Raw genomic sequence first — 20,164 nt, 5'->3', positions numbered from 1 at the left:
TGTCGATGATTGTATTGATTGTTGTGGCATCTTTTTTATTGGCTTCGATTTCGATTATTCAGTTTAAGACGGAGGCTAAAGAATATCATCAGGAACGTTTAGAACGAAAGGAAAATGCTGTAAAAGAACATATCAATTATGTTCTTTCAACAACAACTTATCCATTGAAAACGGCGAATTTAGATTTAATCTTTAAAGATAAAATCCACGAATTAGCGCAGATTCACAAAATTGAAATCAATATTTACAGTCTGGACGGAAAACTGCTTAAATCCTCAAAAGAATCTTTTGCAGTAGATAAAGCACCTCCGCCAATTCCGGAATATATCTTAAAATTAGTACGATCGTCTATCGAAAAACGTTTTGTAGACATTAAAACGATTGACGGTGTCAAAAATCGATCTTCTTATAGTTTGATAAAAGACGAAAAATTCAAGCCACTCGGAATTTTAAATCTCCCATATTTAGAAGACGATGGTTATTATGACAACGAATTGAATACCTTTTTGATTCGGTTAAGTCAGGTATATTCGTTTATGTTGGTCGTGGCTTTTGCTTTGGCTTATTTTCTTTCAACGTATATTACAAAGTCGCTTAAAACCATTTCAGATAAATTAGAAGAAACCAATCTGGATCAGAAAAACGAGAAAATTGTTTTAGAAGCAAACAGCAAAGAAGTAAACTTCCTGATCAAAGCATACAACGGAATGGTCGACAAACTCGAAACAAGCGCTATTAAATTAGCCCAAAGTGAGAGAGAAGAGGCTTGGCGCGAAATGGCGAAACAAGTGGCGCACGAAATTAAAAATCCGCTTACGCCGATGCGTTTGACTGTGCAGAGTTTTCAGCGCAAATTTGATCCTACGGCACCAGATGTAAAACAAAAACTAAACGATTATTCTGAAACTTTAATTCAGCAAATTGATACAATGACGGCAGTTGCCTCGGCATTTTCGAATTTTGCTTCGATGCCGGCACAGCAAAACGAAACCTTAAATGTGGTTGAGGTTGTCGAATTGGCTTTGGATATTTTTAATGAAGATTATATTGTTTTTGAGAGTGAAGAAGAAGAAATTATCTCAAAAATGGATCGTACACAATTGATTCGTGTAATTACCAATTTAGTTAAAAATGCAACACAGGCAATTCCGGAAAGTCAGTTTCATAAATCGATTGTCGTAACTGTAAAACGTAGAAATAATAATGTTGAAATTGCTGTAAAAGACAACGGAATTGGAATTCAGAAATTAGATATCGGCAGAATTTTCGAGCCAAAATTTACCACTAAAACTAGTGGAATGGGACTTGGTCTCGGAATTATAAAAAACATTATAGAAAATTACAAAGGAACAATTACCTTTGAATCAACTTATGGAAAAGGAACCACATTTAGAGTTTCTTTACCAATCACAAACTCATAAAATCAGCGTCATGAACTACGAAAATCTTTTAATCTCAATTGAAGAAAAAATTGCAACCGTAACCATTAATCGACCGACAAAATTAAATGCTTTAAACAAAGCTACTATTAGCGATTTGAGTAAAGCAGTAAAATTATTGGGTAAAAATGATGATGTTCGTGTGATAATTATTACCGGAACTGGCGAGAAAGCATTTGTTGCCGGAGCAGACATTTCTGAATTTGCAAATTACAATATTGTCGAAGGAGCGCAATTAGCTGCTGAAGGACAAGAAGCGTTATTTGATTTTATCGAAAACTTAAAGAAACCTGTAATTGCTGCCGTAAATGGTTTTGCACTTGGCGGTGGATTAGAATTGGCTATGGCTTGTCATTTTAGAGTAGCTTCAGACAATGCTAAAATGGGATTACCGGAAGTTTCTTTAGGATTAATTCCAGGTTATGGCGGAACACAGCGTTTGCCGCAATTAGTTGGTAAAGGCCGCGCTATGGAAATGATTATGACTGCAGGAATGATTTCTGCAGAAGAAGCTAAACAATACGGTTTAGTGAATCATGTAGTGCCTCAGGCTGAACTTTTGGCTTTTACAGAAGGAATCGCTCAAAAAATCATCAAAAATGCTCCGTTTGCCATTAGTAAAGCGATAAAAGCAATCAATGCCAATTATACAGATGGTAAAAATGGTTTTGATACCGAGATAAAATCTTTTGGGAAATGCTTTGGAACTAAAGATTTTAAAGAAGGAACAACAGCATTTTTAGAAAAAAGAAAAGCTGAATTTACAGGAAAATAAATTTTATGACCGCAAAGTTCGCAAAGATTTACGCAAAGATTCGCAAAGCTTTGTTTGAATTTTTCCTTGTGTCCTTTGCGTAAATCTTTGCGAACTTTGCGGTTAATTTTTAAACACAATATAATGTCCTACGAACCAATATTTGCTCTTTTTTGCGAACGCGTGAAAGAAAGCATCCAAGCCGGAACTTTTGCCAAACTAACTCTGGCAAAAACAATTGGCGATACCGAGATCAAAAACATCTATTTCCGTTTGGCGATAAATGAAGATAATACCTATTCAATCGCATTAACAACGCGTTATAAAACCGAAGAAATCGAAAGCCTTCATTCTCTCGATGAAGCCTTATTGGTATTAGGAACGTACATCAAGAATCCGTTTTTAACGGCACTTTTATTCACAACAGATAACGATGTCACTTTTAAAGTAAATAAAAAGAACGCCGGAAGTATTATCGAGCAAGAACCAACATTTAAAAATGCTTCGCCTGTAATGCTTGAAATGATCGAGAAAGGTATTGTTTAAAGAGCCTATTCACCAAATTTGAAACAATGAATGAACTTAAGGGAGTGTTATGGAGGCAATTTGGGGCTATCATTGACATGCTCGAAAGTTCAATTGTCGTTTGTCCTGGAAGTTTTTGGGACAAAAAAGATTTTTGGTATTCCGTTTATCACACTATTTTTTGGCTTGATTATTACTCGTCCACAGAAATTAACGCATTTTCTCCTCCAGAGCAATTTTCTATGTCAGAATTTGATCCAAAGGGAATTTTACCGGAAAGAGTTTATACAAAGAATGAATTGCTCGAATATCTTGAGTATGCACGCAGAAAAAGCTTCTTTCTAATTGATGGCTTAAACGAAGAAACTTCGAAATTAAGATTCATTTCAAAAAATAAAGATTACAACAGAATCGAGATAATCATTTATAACATGCGGCACGTACAACATCATGTTGGCCAACTGAATTTGCTGTTAAGACAAAATGAAGATGTGGCTGGAGAATGGGTTTCTCAAACCAATAAAAATTATTAGAAACAGATTCGTTTTTCTTACCACAGGTTTTAATTCATTCAAAAAACAAATTCGGTACAATAGTAAAGTGTTTCATTTGTTGCGCGTTTTTGAAAATTTTATTGGAAAAAATCCAAATCTAAACCAACTTCACAAACAAATTAGAAGCAATTTTATTAGAAATAGACAATTCTCTTCCGTCAACCTTGATTTTAACCGATAAATCGAAAGATTCTTTAGAAAGAAACTCAATTTGCGAACCCAACGCAATTTCTTGTTTGTCCAGGTATTTTAAAAACTCCGAAGAAGTATCTTTTACGCCTACACAAACACCAATTTGATTTTCTGATAATTCAGAAAGCAAATGTTTTTCAATCTTGACAATTCTACCATTCGCGTCCGGAATCGGGTCGCCGTGCGGATCTTCGGTTGGGTTTCCAAGAAAATCATCCAAACGGTTGATTAATTGTTCTGATTTAATGTGTTCCAGTTGTTCTGCAATATCGTGAACCTCATCCCAGCTGAAATTTAATTTCTCAACCAGAAACACTTCCCATAAACGATGTTTACGAACAATCATTTTGGCGGCGAGTTTTCCGTTTTCCGTCAATGAAACACCTTGGTATTTTTTATAATTTACTAAGTCTTTATCCGCGAGCTTTTTAAGCATATCTGTAACTGACGAAGCTTTTGTTTCCATCATTTCGGCAATAGCATTCGTGCTCACTTCAGTTTCCAAAGAAGCCGTAAGGTGATATATCGATTTTAGATAGTTTTCTTCTGAAAAAGTCATTTTTTTATTTTTTGAGGTTCAAAGCTGCAAAGGCACAAAGGTTCAAAGTTTTTAAACCTTTGTGCCTTTGCCACTCTGTTACTTTGAGCCTATCTTTTAACAATCAACAAAGGTATAGAAATTTTATGTCTCAATTTGTCTACGGTAGTGCCAAACAAAATATCTTTTAAACCAGTGTGTCCGTGGGTTCCCATTACTAAAATGTCAAAATTACCAAGGTTAATAATTGTTGGAATAACAGTGTTTGGTTTTCCAAAGCCAAGTTCTGTTTCAATTTTGAAACCCTTCTGCGAAAGCATCTCTTTATATTCCAGTAATAGTTTTTCGTCAATTGTAGTTTCGTGATCGTCGATGTTTTCTCCATACATTAATGCACCAACGGTTTCTACAATGTGAATTAAGGTGTATTGCGCGTCGATTCCGCCAAGTTCGAAGGCGTTGTTTAATGCAGCCTCATCGGCTTTAGAAAAATCGACAGAAATTGCTATGTTTTTCTTGCTGTAAGTTTCCTTAGGAGCATATTGCAATTTCAGATGATGAGGCGAATGGTTTTCAATATTCGATTTTGCTCTTGCAATAAAAGGTTTTGCGATAATATAAATCAACAACGCAAGAAATCCAAAGGCAAGGGGAACAACAGTAAGCCAAAGAATGGTTGGGTGCTCTGATTTTTCTAGCCATGAAGTAATTTCGTCGTAAACCAATTTTGCATTCAGCGAAACAATAATCGAGGCTATAATCCAGGCGACAATTTGAGTAGTTTTTGAAATATGAAAACCTTTCATTTTTGATTTATCGCTCACAAAGTGAATCAGCGGAATAATGGCAAAACCCAATTGCAGACTTAAAATTACCTGACTTAAAATTAGAAGTTTTCCAGTTACGCTTTCTCCATAAATTAAAATTACAATTACGGCAGGAACAATGGCTATTAATCGAGTAATAATGCGTCGAACCCACGGCTGAATTCTTAGATTCAGATAACCCTCCATAACAATTTGCCCTGCCAAAGTTCCTGTTACTGTCGAACTCTGCCCTGCAGCAATCAAAGCGACAGCAAATAATATAGGCGCCCATTTTGTTCCTAGTAAAGGTTCAAGAAATTGATGTGCATCTTGAATTTCAGCAACTTCAAACATTCCGTTTTTATAAAATGTGGCTGCGGCCAAAATTAAAATGGCTGCATTTACAAAAAAGGCTAAGTTTAATGCAATAGTTGAGTCGATCAAATTGTATTTTAAAGCTTGCTTGATACCAGCGGGACTTCTGTCAAATTTTCGAGTTTGTACTAGTGAAGAATGCAAGTACAAATTATGAGGCATTACGGTAGCTCCAATAATTCCGATTGCAATATACAAAGCAGCTGAATTTGGGATTGACGGAATCAAACCGTAAATCACTTTGTCTAATTCGGGTTCAGCAAAGATCATTTCGAAAATGAAAGAGAATCCAATTATGGCCACTAAAACAATAATAAAAGCTTCCATTTTACGAATGCCTTTATTGATTAGAAAGAGAAGTAAAAAAGTATCTAAAACGGTAATTAAAACGCCTTCGATAAGCGGAATATCAAAGAGAAGATTAATTCCGATAGCCATTCCTAAAACTTCGGCTAAATCACAAGCGGCAATAGCAATCTCTGCCAGGAAATATAAGATGTAGTTGATGAATTTAGAATACGTTTCTCGAGAAGCTTGTGCCAAATCGCGCTGCGTTACAATTCCGAGTCTTGCGCTTAAACTCTGAAGCAATAAAGCCATCAGATTACTCATTAGTAAAACCCAAAGCAAAGAATATCCAAATTGACTTCCTCCAGCAATATCCGTTGCCCAGTTTCCGGGATCCATATAGCCAACACTTACTAAATATGCTGGGCCTAAGAAGGCTAGTATTTTTCTGAAACCGGTTTTTTTATGCTCTGTTGCAACTGATTGATGAACTTCTTCTAAAGATTTGGTCATTTTAAAAATGTTGTTTTAACAAATATATGTAAAAATTATATTCGCTCAACAATATTTTTAGACGAGTCTAAATATTATATGTTAGAATTTAAACAATTTGGGCACAATCCTGATAATGTAAAGTTTATGTCATTTACTTTATAATTGTGAGGAATGATATAGCTTGGCTTCACATTTTCCAGACAAGTTACTTCTAAACATTTTTCACAGCTAAAATGTGCGTGATTATGAATGTGTACTCTTTGCGCATTGTGATGGCATTTTGCATATTTTACTGTTCCGTCAAGATTGACAATTCTATGAACAATATCATCATTAACTAAGCGGTCTAATATTCTATAAATCGTTACGCGATCGCATAAATCTTCGGTTAGTTTATGAATTTCTGCGTGTGACAAAGCAGTCTTAGATTTGTCAAAAATCTCCAGAACTGCTGTCTTTGCGGTGGTGTTGCGAGCTGTTTTCATTTTTTTTGAATTAAAAACATTAAACGCAACAATGTTGCATTTAATATAAATGTATATATTTGCAACAAAATTGCATTAAGCAAATATACAAGAAATGAAAAAAACAACCTCATCTTTTTACGATATTTTAGGAATTTCAAGTGCCACAGTTTGTTTGGTTCATTGTTTAGTTTTTCCGCTTTTAACCATTCTTCCTTTAGGATTGAGCCACAATCCTTTTATCGATCTGCTGTTTGCTGTGGTTGGACTCTTCGCTATTTTTAAAATTATTAAGAGATCCAATCTTTTGACAGTGACAATTTTGATTGTTTCAATGACATTAATCTGGATTAGTGTTTTAAGCGAAATCATTTTGGACATTCATCTCGATTTGATTTTTATTGGTGGAATTGGAATGATTATCGGACATATACTGAATTATAAAGCACATAAAAATCATTAAAGAATTATGATACAACAAAAACATTTTGAAGTGATTATCATTGGCGGAAGTTATAGTGGACTTTCGGCGGCAATGAGTTTAGGACGTTCTCTACGTCAGGTTTTGGTTATTGACAGCGGTTTGCCTTGCAACAGACAAACGCCGCATTCGCATAATTTTATCACACATGACGGTGAAGTGCCAGCTGTTATTTCGGCGAAAGCCAAATTACAAGTAGATTTTTATGATACGGTTCAATTTTATAATGGTCTTGCCATAAATGCAATCAAAACTGAAAATGGATTTGAAATTAAAACCGAATCTGGCAAAGTTTTCACATCCAAAAAAGTTTTGTTCGCAACTGGTGTTAAAGATCTTCTTCCTGAGATTAAAGGCTTAGCTGAATGCTGGGGAATTTCGATTTTGCATTGTCCCTACTGTCACGGTTATGAAGTGAAAACCGAGAAAACGGCAATTATTGCCAACGGTGATGCGGGTTTTGAATACGCTAAACTGATTTCGAATTGGACAAAAGACCTGAGATTATTGACAAACGGAAAATCAACTTTAAGTCTGGAACAAACTCAAATTCTTAAAAATCATCATATTGTAATTTTTGAAGATGAAATTGAATCTTTCGAACATGAAAAGGGAAATATTCAGCAAATTATCTTCAAAAATGAATTAAAGATAACGGTAAAAGCCATTTATCACAAACCTCCTTTTAAACAACATTGTTTGTTACCGGAGATTTTAGGTTGTGTGTTAACGGAACAAGGTTTAATAAAAGTAGATATGTTTCAAAAAACAAGTATTTCGGGTGTTTTCGCTAGCGGTGATAGTGTTATTCAGGCGAGATCTGTTGCAATGGCAGTTTCTTCAGGATCCTTTGCAGGCGCGTCGATCAATAAAGAACTTATTGATGAGGATTTTAAATTGAGCTTCTAATCTTATTTTTTAAACACATAGAAAGATAGTTATCACAGATATCCAAAAAAGGTGTTTCATTTTACATTAATTCGCATAGTACGGCTATGTGCGAGAAAGCATACTTTCTTTAAATCTCCCTCAAAAAAAGGTATAAAATCTATGTTTAGATTTGTTTAAGTTATCCGCAAAGTATTGAAATAAAGTTAGTTTTAAATTTTTTAGCTATTAAATATGTATTTATCAAATTTAATTTTTAGTTTTGTCTAAATTTAATTTTATAATAATGAAAAAACTATTTTTGATATTGATTATGTTTAGTTTACAGTTTTCGTTTGCACAGGAAACTACTTCTGTGTCCGGATTCATAAAAGGCGAAGGACAGAAGTTACAGCATGTAAACGTTCATTTAACAGGTACAAAACATAAAACTGTTACAGATAGTTTAGGATATTATAATTTAGAAAATGTTGTTGTTGGAAATTATACCATTCAGATTTCTCAGATGGGTTTTCAGACTTTAAAAAGGAAAATCGAAGTTTCTAAAGATGCTATTCAGACTTACAATTTTGAACTGACAGATAATGAAAATCAACTTAATGAAGTAGTGGTTTCAGGAACTTTAAAAGCAGTGAAACGTTTAGAAAGCGCCGTTCCTGTTGAGGTTTATTCACCCGTTTTCTTCAAAAAGAATCCAACTCCAAGTATTTACGAAGCATTGCAGAATATCAATGGCGTTCGGCCTCAATTAAATTGTGGTGTTTGTAATACTGGCGATATTCATATTAATGGATTAGAAGGTCCATATACATTGGTTTTAATTGATGGAATGCCAATTGTGAGCAGTCTTTCGACAGTTTACGGTTTATCCGGAATTCCAAATTCGCTGGTCGAACGTATTGAAATTGTTAAAGGCCCGGCTTCTTCTTTGTACGGAAGTGAAGCAGTTGGTGGTTTAATCAATATTATTACCAAAAATCCAACAAATGCACCTTTGTTTTCGGCAGATGTTTTTTCGACTTCTTATTTAGAAACCAATGTCGATTTGGGAATGAAATTTAATCCAACAAAGAAATCAACTACACTTTTAGGAATTAATTACTTTAATTACAATGAAGTTGTCGACAAAGACAAAGACAATTTTACTGATGTAACTTTGTCTGAAAGGATTTCGATCTTCAATAAATGGAGTTTTCTAAGAGATAATAATCGATTGTTTACTATCGCAGCGCGCGGAATGTATGAAGATCGCTGGGGCGGAGATACTCGTTGGGAGAAAAAATACCGAGGCGGTGACGAAATTTACGGGGAAAGTATTTATACCAAAAGAGCAGAATTAATAGGAAGTTATCAATTGCCTTTTGAAGAAAAACTAATGCTCTCATTCTCCGGAAATGTACATTATCAGGACAGCCGCTACGGAACAACATCATATATCGCCAATCAAAAAATTGGTTTTCTGCAACTGACCTGGGATAAAAAAATTGGTCGAAATGATTTTCTTGCCGGAATCGCGAATCGTTATTCGTATTACGATGACAATACAACAGCAACAAAAGAAGCCGAAAGTACTTGGTTACCGGGAATTTTTGTGCAGGACGAAATCACACTTTCTCCAAAAAGTCAAGTTTTGCTAGGAATGCGTTACGATTACAATTCGATTCACGGTTCTATTTATACGCCGCGTGTCGCATATCGATGGAAAAAGAATGAAAATACCATTTTTAGATTAAACGCCGGAACCGGATTTCGTGTTGTGAATTTATTTACTGAAGATCACGCAGCACTTACAGGTTCTCGAGATGTTGTTCTAAAAAATGATTTGAAACCGGAACAATCTGTCAATGCAAATCTGAATTATATTCAGAAAATAAACTTTGCAAATGGCACTTTTATTGGAGTTGAAACTACGGCTTTCTACACACGTTTCAGTAATAAAATCATATCTGATTATGAAACAGATCCAAATAAAATCATCTACGATAATATTAATGGATATGCAATAAGCCAAGGAATTAGTACCAATATTGATGTTAATTTTCCAACGGGATTAAAACTGATTTTGGGTGCAACGGTTTTAGACAATAAAAATGTTGAAAACGGAATTTCGGAAAGACCTTTTTTAACCGAGAATTTTACGGCAACCTGGAGTGTTTCTTATAAAATAGAATCGCTAAATTTATTGTTGGATTATACCGGAAATGTGTATAGCCCTATGAAATTACCTTTGTTGAGTGATTTAGATCCTAGAAGTCCAAAATCGCCTTGGTACAGTATTCAAAATATTCAGTTTACTTATTTTGGATGGAAGAATTTTGAGCTTTACGGCGGAGTGAAGAACTTATTGAATTTTACTCCGAAGCAAAATAATCCGTTTTTGATTTCGAGAACAAACGATCCTTTCGATAAAAATGTGCAATATGATTCAGCAGGAAAAGTTCTGGTTACGCCAGATAACCCGTACGGTTTGACTTTTGATACGACTTATGTTTACGGACAAAACCAAACGATTCGCGGTTTTTTTGGATTGAGATATACTTTGAGATAAATTTTTATGCCATGAATTGCACAGATTAAAAAGGATTCTTCAGGGAATAAATGGCACACATATTTATAAACTGAAATATTGCCAATTCACAATTAAACTGGACTGAAGTCCAGCCCTACAAAATAGTTCGTTCCGTTGGAACTTAAAGAGCCATGGGCTCGATTCATATTGTAAGGCTGGACTTCAGTACAGTTTAATAAAAATTTATGTTTCTATGTGTTTAAAATAATGACAGAACTAAAATCAACATGAAAAAGCTAATTCTATTTATAATATTCTTCGCAATTACTTCAACAGGATTCTGCCAGCTTAAAAGCAGAACTTTTGAGCAAGTAGATAGTTTACAGCAAATTCAAAAACGAAAAATTATCATTTTCATTCATACCGATTGGTGTCAGTTTTGCCAAAGGATGAAAACGACGACTTTTAAAAATCAGGAAATCATAAATAAACTCAATTCAGATTTTTACTTTGTTGATTTCAATGCAGAGGAAAAACGAAATGTAATTTTTAATAATCAAGTGTTTAAGTACCAACCAACAGGAAGTAATGTTGGTGTTCATGAACTGGCATTGCAATTGGGAACAATTAAGAATCAAATTGTATATCCGGTTTTATGTGTTTTGAATGAGAAAAATGAGATAATCCTTCAGTATAACAATTATCTCGGCCCAAAGGATTTTAACCTTCTTTTAGAAAAATTAGAAGAATAAAATTCCTTATTTTTGAAAATGACTTCTTCACAAATAAAACACTTCAACTACATTTTTACCGGATCGGGTTTAGCTGCTTTGATGACAGTTTATAAAATGATTTTATCAGGGAAGTTTACAGAGAAATCAATTCTTTTATTAGATCAGAACGCTAAGAAAACCAATGATAGAACATGGTGTTTTTGGGATAAAAATGAAAGCATTTGGAATTCGGTTGTTTCTAAAAAATGGGATTTGGCTTTGTTTGCCAATGAAGATTCTAAGCGTGATTTATACCTAAAGCCTTATCAATATAATCAAATTCGGGGAATAGACTTTTATGACTTTGTTTTTAAAACACTTTCAAAACATTCAAATGTTACTTTTTTAAATGAAAAAGTAACCGATATTAACGAACTCGAAACCCATGTTTTTGTCGGAACCGAGGAAAACAGATACACTTGTGATTATTTATTTAATAGTATTTATACAAAAGCTTTCGCCGAAAGTCAAATTAAATATCCCGTTCTACAACAGCATTTTGTGGGTTGGTTTGTAAAAACAGAAGCTGAAGTTTTCAATCTGGAACAAGCTACTTTTATGGATTTTTCAGTGGAACAAAAAGGTAATACAAGGTTTATGTATGTTTTACCGAATTCTAAAACAGAGGCTTTGGTAGAATATACGCTGTTTTCTAAAAACCTTCTTCCGAAAGAAGAATATGAAAAGGAAATTCAGATTTATTTAAAGCAACTGGGAACAGAGAAATTTGAAATTCTGGAAAAGGAGCAGGGCAGTATTCCAATGACGTGTTATCCGTTTTGGAAAAAAAACACCAAAAGAGTTTTAAATATTGGAACTGCCGGCGGTTGGACAAAAGGGAGTACAGGTTATACTTTTAAAAATTCGGATAAAAAATCTTCTGAATTAGTTGATTTCCTTCAGGGTGCAGATTCTTCGGCTGTATTAAAAATGTCCTCTTTTTATAAAAAAAATAGGTTTTGGTTTTATGATTTACTGCTTTTAGATGTTCTGTATCGTCACAATGAATTGGGAAGTTCAATATTTTCTTCTTTATTCAAGAATGGGAATCCCGCTTTAATTTTTAAGTTTTTGGATGAAGAAACTAGTTTTATTGAAGATGTTAAAGTTATTTTAAAGTGTCCTAAATTCCCATTTATAAAAGCGTTATTTAGAGTGATTTTTCTTTCAAATAAATACAATCAAAAACAATAAGCTTTGAAAAATATTACTTTAGGAATTAGTTTCTTTTTTACCATTTTATCTTTTGGACAAGTTTCAACAAATAAAGCCCACGATGCCATCATTGACGAGTTTGTGACAAATTGTGCCGAAAAACACAATTATGTTTTTGAAATGACCGAATGGCAAAATTGTCTTGATGAAGGTTTAAAAAAAGACAGTACTGTTGCCTCACTATGGCAGCAAAAAGCAATGCCGTATTTTAAATGTAAAAAATACGAAGTAGGAATGTCATTTCTGGACAAAGCTGTTTTATACAATAAGCAGGAATGGCTGCCTTACAGAGGTTTTATAAAATGTATTTTCTCAAAAAACTATAAAGATGCTATTACAGATTTAGAAGAATGTATTAAACGTTATGGAAACGGATATAGAATGGATCATACCTATAGTTTTTATATTGGACTTTGCTATCTGCAATTGAATGAATATACCAAAGCAGAAAAACTTCTGGATGATTATGTAAATGATATTTATAAAAACAGACAGCAATTAGAACATCCGACTGCTTATTTTTATCAGGGAATTGCAAAATATGAACTTAAAAAATGGGATGAAGCGATCGCGATTTTTGATAAAGCTTTAAAAATATATCCGGAATTTTCGGATGCAAAATTTTATAAAGCGATTTGTTGGCTCAAACAAGGAAAACCCAGAGAAGAAGTTGTCGCTTTAATTGGTACAGCGAAAGAAGATGCAAAAAAAGGGTTTTCTATTAATGAAGACAATACTATTTATGAGACCTATCCGTACCAGATAAAATTTAGTAAATAAGAAATTTGGAGAGGGAAAAACTTCTAACAACCTATGTTCATGATTAAATTGTCTTATTCTTTTGTTTTAATAACCTTTTAAGGAGTTAAGAAAGATACGACACACTTAGATTTGCCTATTATTATCGATCATTTGCGATAATGTATTAATTGGCAAATTTATGGGAGTTACAAAACGTTTAGGTTTTGATAAGGAAACAGAAGCAATAGGGAAAATTTGCAAAGCACTCGGGCACCCTACACGAATTGAGATTATGACACTTTTATGGAAAAGGGACAATAGAACTTGTGGTGAACTTGTCGAGTTAATTCCGTTGGCACAGTCCACAATATCAAAACATTTACTGGAATTAAAAAAAGGGAATCTGGTGAGAATAAAAAATGAAGGAAAAAAGTCAATCTATTCTATTGAAGTTGAAAATATACAAATCCTAAAAAAATATTTGACCAGTTATATTTCCACGATCGAAATTTCGGAACAAAACAAGTCAACGGTTTTAACAACTAAACATAAAGCAAGAGGCAGAAATAGCCATTTGAAACAGTATAATTATCAATTTCCTGATAAAAAAAATAAAGCAATTGAGATCTTAGCCATTTGCGAGTAATCTTTTTTTCTTCTTTTATATTGAAAATTATTAAATTAGAAAAGATTCCTAAGACTTTACTATTTTTTCGTTTGATTTGAAATTTAATATTCAACTATAACAAAACTTTATACTTCAAAGTAAGTTCTTGCAACTAAACTTTGTAACTTTGCAGATCAAAAGTAAAATTTAAAAATAAACAATATGTATCCAGAAGAAATGGTAAAACCAATGCAGGCTGAACTTACAGCTGCAGGTTTTCAAGATTTACATAGTGCTGAAGCTGTAGAAAATGCTATCAAAGCTGAAGGTACCACTCTAGTTGTTGTAAACTCTGTTTGTGGTTGTGCTGCAAGAAATGCGCGTCCGGGAGCTAAAATGAGTTTAGAAGGAGCTAAAAAACCAGATCACTTAATTACAGTTTTCGCTGGTGTTGACAAAGAAGCTGTTGATGCTGCAAGACAACATATGTTTCCTTTTCCTCCATCATCGCCATCTATGGCTTTGTTCAAAAACGGAGAATTGGTTCACATGTTAGAGCGTCACCACATCGAAGGTCGTCCAGCTGAATTAATCGCTGAGAACTTGAAAGATGCTTTTGACGAATTCTGTTAATTCTTTTAGGTGCTAAGTTGCTGAGCTACTTAGATTCTAAGATTTAGGCTCAAAGTGACAAAGGTTCAGAGGTACAAAGATTTAAAACAAAAGCACTATGAAAATAGTGCTTTTGTTGTTTTATACGTATATTTTAATCTTAGAACCTCAGTATCTTACCAACTTAGTACCTCAAAAAAAACTAATTCCATCCTCCTCCCAAAGCTTTATAAAGCTGAATCATTGAGCTTAATTGTTTTTGAGTTAATTGAGAAAGGCTTAATTGAGCTTCAAAAAGAGATCTTTGAGCGTCTAAAACTTCTAGATAAGATACATAACCATTATAATATCTGGCGTTTGATAAATCGTAATTTTTCTGTGCAGCTATTACCTGTCGATTTCGTGCCGACCATTCTTCTTTGTACATAGCTACATTTTGTAATGAATTTTCGACTTCAGAAATAGCGGTTAAATAGGCTTTCTGGAAATTTAATTTTCGTTCTTCGGCAATTTGGCGGTTTACTTCGACGCGACGTTTGTTTTTTCCGAAATTGAAAAGAGGTCCGGCAATTCCGGCACCAACATTTTGTCTGTAAGATGCACCATCAAACATATCTGCAACTGTAACACTTGTAAATCCTGCCAGAGCCGCAATGTTAAATGATGGGTATCTCATGGCTTGCGCTACGCCAATTCTTTCGTTTGCAGATCGATACAAAAGTTCGGCTCCTTTTACATCAGGTCTGTTTTCAAGTAATGCAGAAGGAACAGATGTAGGGAAAGTTGATGTGATAAGTAATTCGCTATTCGTTTTCCCCCTTTGAATAGGCCCTGGAACTTGTCCGATTAAAATCGAAATCGAATTTTCGAGCGCTGTAATTTGTCTTTTAATAGCAGGAATATTTGCTTCGGCAATAGCGACTTGTTGTTCAATCTGTACTTTGTCTAATTCTGCGACATAACCGCTCTTAAAACGTTCGTTAATGATGTCGTAGGCTTTTTGTCTGGTTTCTAAAGTATTGATGGTTATTTCCAGCTGATTGTCAAAATCGCGCAATTCAAAATACGAAATCGCAATATTGCTGACAATATCAGAAAGTACCACTTTTCTCGCTTCATCAGAAGCTAAAAGATCGTTTTGAAAAGCTTTGTTTTGATGACGGTATTTTCCCCAGAAATCAATTTCCCACGACATATTTGCCAATAAAGAATTGGGTTGAAAAAATGTTTCACCGCTATTGATTTGTCCTGAATATTGAAAAGCGGGATAAAGATCGGCTTTTGCAACTCCCAAATTGGCTCGTGCCTGTTCTAAACGCGAAATAGCGATTTTGAGATCGAAGTTGTTCTGAAGCCCTTTTTCGATCAAACCAGTTAAAACAGGATCATTAAATAACGTTGACCATTTTATCATTCTTACTGATGAAGTTGTGTCTGTACTATGATTTCCGTATAAAAAACTCTCTGATTTAGGCTGTTCCGGCTGAACATATTTTGGACCAACCATACATCCGTACGGAACGACTGCCAACAAAAGTAACGCTAAGACTAATTTTAGATTTTTCATCATTCCTCCTTTTTAGTTTCATCAATTTCTTCTGAAGGTTTTTTACCAAAACTTTCAATAAATACGAACAACACCGGAATTAAACAAACTCCTAAAATGGTGGCGACAAGCATACCGCTAAAAACGGTTAATCCCATAACTTTTCTGGCTTGAGCTCCGGCTCCGCTAGCTGTTAAGAGAGGAACAACTCCAAGAATGAAGGCAAAGGCTGTCATTAAAATTGGTCGAAAACGAAGTTTGGCAGCGTACAAAGCAGCTTCTTTTACAGGCATTCCTTTTTCGTACTCTTCTTTGGCAAATTCGACAATCAAAATGGCATTTTTGGCGGCTAAACCAATAAGCATTACCAAACCAATCTGAGCAAAAACATTGTTCACATAATCAGGGCTGAATAATCGACAGAGATACAATCCTAGAAATGCTCCAAAAACTGCAAAAGGAGTTCCCAGAAGTACACTAAAAGGCAATTTCCAGCTTTCGTATTGTGCAGCAAGAATTAGAAAAACAAAAAGTAAAGCCATTATAAACACAGTATTTCCTTTACCTTCAGCTTGTTTTTCCTGATAACTCATATTCGACCATTCGTAGCTCATTCCTGCTGGTAGAACCTTTTCGGCAGTTTCCTGTAATGCTTTCATGGCATCGGCTGAGGTGTATCCCGGAGCGGGAGTTCCTCCAACTTCTGCAGCTCGAAACAAATTAAAACGAGTTGTAAATTCCGGACCACTTTCTTTTCGGATTGTGGCAATACTTGAAATCGGAATCATTTTGTTGTCTTTACTTCGAACAAAGATCTTATTAATGTCGTCTGGATTTACAGTAAAATTGGGTGCAGCCTGAAGTAAAACAATGTATTGCCGCCCAAATTTATTGAACTCATTAATGTATTGCCCTCCTAAACTTGCTCCAATAGCCAGATTGACATCAGATAAAGAAAGATTAAGTTCACTTACTTTTTCTCTGTCAATATCTAAACTAATTTGTGGGACATTTGGATTAAAAGTTGTTCGGATGCTTCCGATTTCAGGACGCTTCCTGGCTTCGGCCATAAAACGCTGCGAATTTTCAAAGAGATATTGAGGCGTTTGACCTTCTTTATCCTGAAGCATAATAGTGAATCCCGCGGCATTTCCAATTCCGGAAATTGGCGGAGGACCAAAAGCAAAAACGGTGGCTTCAGGAATTCCGAAAACTACTTTTCCGTTTACTTCTTTTAAAATCTGAAAAACATCTTGTTCACGGTGTTTCCATTCTTTCAAAGAAACAAAGAAGAAACCATTGTTTGTCGCAACAGAGTTTTTAATTAAACTGAATCCCGCAACAGATGTATACGAATCGATTCCTGTATTTTTAGATAAAATATGTTCTACTTTTTCAATGACTTTATTGGTTCTTTCTAAAGATGAAGCGCCGGGAAGTTCGATATTTACAAACATATACCCTTGATCTTCTTCAGGAACGAATCCGCCTGGAATCTTTCCTCCCAAAAGGATAATAGCTGCGATTAGGATTCCGATAAAAATAAAACTTCGAGTCATTTTTTTGATTAAATACCCTGAAAAACCGGTATATCGATCTGTAAAAGCGCCGAATTTTTTATTAAAAGCGTGGAAGAATTTACCTAGCCATCCTTTCGATTCCTGATTGGGTTTTAATAAAAGCGAGCATAAAGCCGGACTTAATGTTAATGCGCTCAAGGCAGAAAAAATTACAGAAATAGCAATTGTTATGGCAAATTGTTGGTACAATCGTCCAGTAATTCCGGGTGTTAAAGCTACTGGAATAAAAACAGCGGTTAATACAATCGCAATCGCAATTACAGGACCTGAAACTTCGCGCATGGCTTGATTTGTCGCATCTCTTGGCGACATTCCCTGCTCGATGTGATGCATAACGGCCTCGACGACGACAATGGCATCATCGACAACAATACCAATTGCGAGCACTAATCCTAAAAGTGAAAGTACATTGACCGAAAATCCTAAAAGTGGGAAAAGCATGAAAACTCCGACCAATGAAACTGGAACTGTTAGTAACGGAATTAAAGTAGCACGCCAGTTTTGAAGAAAGATAAAAACAACGATAATTACCAAAATAATGGCCTCGAATAATGTGTGGATGATTTCGTTTATTCCCTCTGAAATAGCTAATGTAGTATCTAGAGAAACACGATATTTTAAATCCTCAGGAAACCTTTTGCTTAATCCTTCGATCGTTTTTTTGACATTATCAGCCACTTCGAGTGCGTTTGATCCGGGCATTTGTTTGATTCCGATGGTTCCCGCAGGACTTCCGTTAAGTTTTGCAACAGATGCGTAACTTTCTGTTCCTAATGAAACCGTGGCAACATCTTTTAACCGGACTTGCTGATTGTTGATGTTTGATTTTAAAATAATGTTTTCAAAATCTGCAGGATCAACCAAGCGATCTTTAAGGGTTACATTATAAGTAAATTCATTATTGTCTTTTGCAGGAGGCGCGCCAAATTTTCCTCCTGGAGAAATTGCATTTTGTTCCTGTATAGATCGTATAATATCCGGAACTGTCAAATTATATTTAGACATTATATCAGGTTTGACCCAAATTCGCATCGCATAATTACTACCTCCATAAAGAGTAACCTCACCAACTCCTTTTATACGTGCCAAGGCATCAACAATATTAATGCTGGCATAATTGGTTAAAAAGTTGTTGTCAAAAGTTTTGTTGGGAGAATACAAGGATAAAATCAGCAAAGGCATTGCTAGTGATTTTTTGGTTGTAACCCCGGTTGTTTTAACGTCGTTGGGTAATTTATTGGTCGCTTCGTTGACTCTGTTTTGGGTTAGCATTGTAGCGATATCCAAATCAGTTCCCATATCAAATGTAATGTTGAGCGTCATACTTCCATCTCCCGTATTGGTCGATTGCATATAGAGCATATTCTCAACTCCATTTACTTTTTGTTCTATAGGTGTTGCTACAGCCTGTTCAACATTTAAAGCATTCGCTCCTCTATAACTTGTTGAAACTTGTACCAGCGGCGGAGCAATTTCGGGATATTGCGCAATAGGCGTTGACAGGATCGAAAGCCCTCCAATAAGAACAATAAAAATGGAAAGTACGATGGCAACAATCGGTCGTTTTACAAAAAAATTATCCATAATTTAGTTGTTTTGAGATGATGCAATCTGTTTTGTATCCGGAACATAAGGAACTGGAACTACTTTTGAGCCAGGCTGTATAAATTGATTTCCAATAATAGCTACTTTTTCATCCGGTTTTAAGCCTTTAGTAATAATCCAGTCAATTCCGGTTTTAGGGCCCACTTCTACGACGCGGGTTTGAATTACATTTTGATTGTCAATTACAGAAACCTGAAACATACCCTGAAGCTCTGTTACGGCTTTTTGCGGAATAACAATTGCATCTTTTTCGGTGCGAATTAAAACGCGAACTTTTCCAAACTGTCCAGATCGTAAAGTTCCGTCCGGATTCGGAAATTGCGCTTCAATCGTTACGGTTCCGGTTGTAGGATCAATTTTGGTGTCAGAAAAATTTAGAGTTCCTTTTTCAGGATGAATACTTCCGTCAGATAAAATTAATTGAAGATCTGTAATTCTTTCGCCTTCTTTAGTACGTTTTTGATATTTCAGATAATCAGATTCACTAACCGTAAATTGTACTCTTACTTTGTCTAGTTTAGAAACCACATTTAATCTGGAAGAGTTTCCGAGTTTGGTAATGTAATCTCCTAATCTTGCATTCGAAAGTCCGATAACACCATCGATTGGAGATTTAATATTACAGTAACTTCGTTCTATTTGTTGGTTTTTTAAACTCGCTTGGACGCTTGCATAATTAGATCTTGCAGCTTTATCTTTGGCAACAGCCGCATCCAATTCACGTTTACTAACTGCATTCATTTCGGCAAGCGGACGGATTCTTTTTAATTCTTCATCGGCATTAGCCAAAGTACTCTGAGCTGCCGCTACTTGTCCGCGAACTTGTTCTACTTTGGTTTCGTATTCTAATGGATCTATAGTATATAACAATTGTCCTTTTTTGACTTTTTGACCTTCTTTAAAAAATATTCCGGTCAAAATACCATCAACTCTAGCAATTAATTCAATGTCTAATTCTCCAAAAGTCTGTCCGGCAAAATCTTTATAAATAGGAACATCTTCAGTTTTTACTGTTACAAAAGGAGCTTGCATGGGCGGAGGTGCTTTCTGTTCTTCTTTTTTACAGGAAATAAAGAATGTTAAAATAAAGAAAAGGGGAAGGGTGAATTTTGGTAGTTTTAAAGCATTCATAAGTATAAATGTTAAAATTGTTAACATAAATGTACGAAATATTTGT

The 20,164-nt window shown here is 34.9% G+C and carries 18 protein-coding genes; 12 read left to right on the top strand and 6 right to left on the bottom strand.

Features of this window, described 5'->3' with window-relative positions:
* Window positions 1-5 precede the first annotated feature (5 nt).
* From ACHRVZ_RS07770 to ACHRVZ_RS07755, 4 genes are all read left to right on the top strand, one after another.
* On the top strand, window positions 6-1,421 hold the full coding sequence (locus ACHRVZ_RS07770) for a sensor histidine kinase (RefSeq protein ID WP_395422500.1): 1,416 nt from the start codon (window positions 6-8) through the stop codon (window positions 1,419-1,421).
* Window positions 1,422-1,431: 10 nt separating this feature from the next.
* Window positions 1,432-2,214, top strand: a complete 783-nt coding sequence (locus ACHRVZ_RS07765; RefSeq protein ID WP_395421713.1) for an enoyl-CoA hydratase/isomerase family protein — start codon at window positions 1,432-1,434, stop codon at window positions 2,212-2,214.
* 123 nt (window positions 2,215-2,337) lie between these two features.
* Window positions 2,338-2,739: a hypothetical protein gene (locus ACHRVZ_RS07760; RefSeq protein ID WP_395421712.1), complete on the top strand. Its 402-nt coding sequence runs from the start codon at window positions 2,338-2,340 to the stop codon at window positions 2,737-2,739.
* Between the two features lie 26 nt (window positions 2,740-2,765).
* Window positions 2,766-3,251, top strand: coding sequence for a DinB family protein (locus ACHRVZ_RS07755; protein WP_395421711.1), 486 nt, complete (start codon window positions 2,766-2,768; stop codon window positions 3,249-3,251).
* A 118-nt stretch (window positions 3,252-3,369) separates the two neighbouring features.
* On the opposite strand, the gene ACHRVZ_RS07750 is transcribed toward ACHRVZ_RS07755, so the two are convergent.
* The 3 genes from ACHRVZ_RS07750 to ACHRVZ_RS07740 form a co-directional block, all read right to left on the bottom strand.
* Window positions 3,370-4,023, bottom strand: a complete 654-nt coding sequence (locus tag ACHRVZ_RS07750; RefSeq protein WP_395421710.1) for a metal-dependent transcriptional regulator — start codon at window positions 4,021-4,023, stop codon at window positions 3,370-3,372.
* Window positions 4,024-4,112: 89 nt separating this feature from the next.
* The gene (locus tag ACHRVZ_RS07745) at window positions 4,113-5,984 is read right to left on the bottom strand and encodes an Nramp family divalent metal transporter (RefSeq protein ID WP_395421709.1); all 1,872 of its coding nucleotides are present in this window, start codon (window positions 5,982-5,984) and stop codon (window positions 4,113-4,115) included.
* A 74-nt stretch (window positions 5,985-6,058) separates the two neighbouring features.
* Window positions 6,059-6,451: a Fur family transcriptional regulator gene (locus tag ACHRVZ_RS07740; RefSeq protein ID WP_395421708.1), complete on the bottom strand. Its 393-nt coding sequence runs from the start codon at window positions 6,449-6,451 to the stop codon at window positions 6,059-6,061.
* Between the two features lie 94 nt (window positions 6,452-6,545).
* On the opposite strand from ACHRVZ_RS07740, the gene ACHRVZ_RS07735 reads away from it, so the two are divergent.
* From ACHRVZ_RS07735 to ACHRVZ_RS07700, 8 genes are all read left to right on the top strand, one after another.
* Window positions 6,546-6,893: a MerC family mercury resistance protein gene (locus ACHRVZ_RS07735; protein WP_395421707.1), complete on the top strand. Its 348-nt coding sequence runs from the start codon at window positions 6,546-6,548 to the stop codon at window positions 6,891-6,893.
* A 6-nt stretch (window positions 6,894-6,899) separates the two neighbouring features.
* On the top strand, window positions 6,900-7,820 hold the full coding sequence (locus tag ACHRVZ_RS07730) for an NAD(P)/FAD-dependent oxidoreductase (RefSeq protein ID WP_395421706.1): 921 nt from the start codon (window positions 6,900-6,902) through the stop codon (window positions 7,818-7,820).
* A gap of 265 nt (window positions 7,821-8,085) precedes the next feature.
* Window positions 8,086-10,347 carry a TonB-dependent receptor domain-containing protein gene (locus ACHRVZ_RS07725; protein WP_395421705.1) on the top strand — a complete coding sequence of 754 codons (2,262 nt, stop codon included), beginning with the start codon at window positions 8,086-8,088 and terminating at the stop codon, window positions 10,345-10,347.
* A 248-nt stretch (window positions 10,348-10,595) separates the two neighbouring features.
* Complete coding sequence (locus ACHRVZ_RS07720) at window positions 10,596-11,060, top strand: thioredoxin family protein (RefSeq protein ID WP_395421704.1); 465 nt, start codon at window positions 10,596-10,598, stop codon at window positions 11,058-11,060.
* Window positions 11,061-11,078: 18 nt separating this feature from the next.
* Entirely contained in the window at window positions 11,079-12,275 is a 1,197-nt protein-coding gene (locus tag ACHRVZ_RS07715) for a lycopene cyclase family protein (RefSeq protein ID WP_395421703.1), read from the top strand.
* Between the two features lie 3 nt (window positions 12,276-12,278).
* Window positions 12,279-13,076: a tetratricopeptide repeat protein gene (locus ACHRVZ_RS07710; RefSeq protein WP_395421702.1), complete on the top strand. Its 798-nt coding sequence runs from the start codon at window positions 12,279-12,281 to the stop codon at window positions 13,074-13,076.
* A 160-nt stretch (window positions 13,077-13,236) separates the two neighbouring features.
* Window positions 13,237-13,683 (top strand): ArsR/SmtB family transcription factor, encoded by a 447-nt coding sequence (locus tag ACHRVZ_RS07705; protein ID WP_395421701.1) that lies wholly within the window; start codon window positions 13,237-13,239, stop codon window positions 13,681-13,683.
* Between the two features lie 183 nt (window positions 13,684-13,866).
* On the top strand, window positions 13,867-14,277 hold the full coding sequence (locus ACHRVZ_RS07700; RefSeq protein ID WP_395421699.1) for a BrxA/BrxB family bacilliredoxin: 411 nt from the start codon (window positions 13,867-13,869) through the stop codon (window positions 14,275-14,277).
* A gap of 181 nt (window positions 14,278-14,458) precedes the next feature.
* Here the strand turns inward: ACHRVZ_RS07700 and ACHRVZ_RS07695 are convergent, their stop codons facing one another.
* Genes ACHRVZ_RS07695 through ACHRVZ_RS07685 form a run of 3 tightly spaced genes read right to left on the bottom strand, consistent with a single transcriptional unit; the run spans window position 14,459 to window position 20,118 of the window.
* Window positions 14,459-15,826, bottom strand: coding sequence for a TolC family protein (locus ACHRVZ_RS07695; RefSeq protein WP_395421697.1), 1,368 nt, complete (start codon window positions 15,824-15,826; stop codon window positions 14,459-14,461).
* Complete coding sequence (locus ACHRVZ_RS07690; protein WP_395421695.1) at window positions 15,823-18,966, bottom strand: efflux RND transporter permease subunit; 3,144 nt, start codon at window positions 18,964-18,966, stop codon at window positions 15,823-15,825. The genes ACHRVZ_RS07695 and ACHRVZ_RS07690 overlap by 4 nt, the downstream gene beginning before the upstream one ends.
* Before the next feature lie 3 nt (window positions 18,967-18,969).
* Window positions 18,970-20,118 (bottom strand): efflux RND transporter periplasmic adaptor subunit, encoded by a 1,149-nt coding sequence (locus ACHRVZ_RS07685; RefSeq protein ID WP_395421694.1) that lies wholly within the window; start codon window positions 20,116-20,118, stop codon window positions 18,970-18,972.
* Window positions 20,119-20,164 lie beyond the last annotated feature (46 nt).

Origin of the sequence: Flavobacterium sp. FlaQc-57 (assembly GCF_044007395.1) — a bacterium.
Taxonomy (GTDB): domain Bacteria; phylum Bacteroidota; class Bacteroidia; order Flavobacteriales; family Flavobacteriaceae; genus Flavobacterium.
This window is presented reverse-complemented; position numbering and strand designations above follow the sequence as displayed.

Bases quoted from the DNA above. Each gene is read 5' to 3' on its own strand.
- ACHRVZ_RS07760 (WP_395421712.1), top strand. From the start codon at position 2,338: ATGTCCTACGAACCAATATTTGCTCTTTTTTGCGAACGCGTGAAAGAA.
- ACHRVZ_RS07715 (WP_395421703.1), top strand. From the start codon at position 11,079: ATGACTTCTTCACAAATAAAACACTTCAACTACATTTTTACCGGATCG.
- ACHRVZ_RS07765 (WP_395421713.1), top strand. From the start codon at position 1,432: ATGAACTACGAAAATCTTTTAATCTCAATTGAAGAAAAAATTGCAACC.
- ACHRVZ_RS07685 (WP_395421694.1), bottom strand. From the start codon at position 20,118: ATGAATGCTTTAAAACTACCAAAATTCACCCTTCCCCTTTTCTTTATT.
- ACHRVZ_RS07700 (WP_395421699.1), top strand. From the start codon at position 13,867: ATGTATCCAGAAGAAATGGTAAAACCAATGCAGGCTGAACTTACAGCT.
- ACHRVZ_RS07705 (WP_395421701.1), top strand. From the start codon at position 13,237: ATGGGAGTTACAAAACGTTTAGGTTTTGATAAGGAAACAGAAGCAATA.
- ACHRVZ_RS07735 (WP_395421707.1), top strand. From the start codon at position 6,546: ATGAAAAAAACAACCTCATCTTTTTACGATATTTTAGGAATTTCAAGT.
- ACHRVZ_RS07725 (WP_395421705.1), top strand. From the start codon at position 8,086: ATGAAAAAACTATTTTTGATATTGATTATGTTTAGTTTACAGTTTTCG.
- ACHRVZ_RS07770 (WP_395422500.1), top strand. From the start codon at position 6: ATGATTGTATTGATTGTTGTGGCATCTTTTTTATTGGCTTCGATTTCG.
- ACHRVZ_RS07690 (WP_395421695.1), bottom strand. From the start codon at position 18,966: ATGGATAATTTTTTTGTAAAACGACCGATTGTTGCCATCGTACTTTCC.
- ACHRVZ_RS07730 (WP_395421706.1), top strand. From the start codon at position 6,900: ATGATACAACAAAAACATTTTGAAGTGATTATCATTGGCGGAAGTTAT.
- ACHRVZ_RS07720 (WP_395421704.1), top strand. From the start codon at position 10,596: ATGAAAAAGCTAATTCTATTTATAATATTCTTCGCAATTACTTCAACA.
- ACHRVZ_RS07755 (WP_395421711.1), top strand. From the start codon at position 2,766: ATGAATGAACTTAAGGGAGTGTTATGGAGGCAATTTGGGGCTATCATT.
- ACHRVZ_RS07740 (WP_395421708.1), bottom strand. From the start codon at position 6,451: ATGAAAACAGCTCGCAACACCACCGCAAAGACAGCAGTTCTGGAGATT.
- ACHRVZ_RS07750 (WP_395421710.1), bottom strand. From the start codon at position 4,023: ATGACTTTTTCAGAAGAAAACTATCTAAAATCGATATATCACCTTACG.
- ACHRVZ_RS07745 (WP_395421709.1), bottom strand. From the start codon at position 5,984: ATGACCAAATCTTTAGAAGAAGTTCATCAATCAGTTGCAACAGAGCAT.
- ACHRVZ_RS07695 (WP_395421697.1), bottom strand. From the start codon at position 15,826: ATGATGAAAAATCTAAAATTAGTCTTAGCGTTACTTTTGTTGGCAGTC.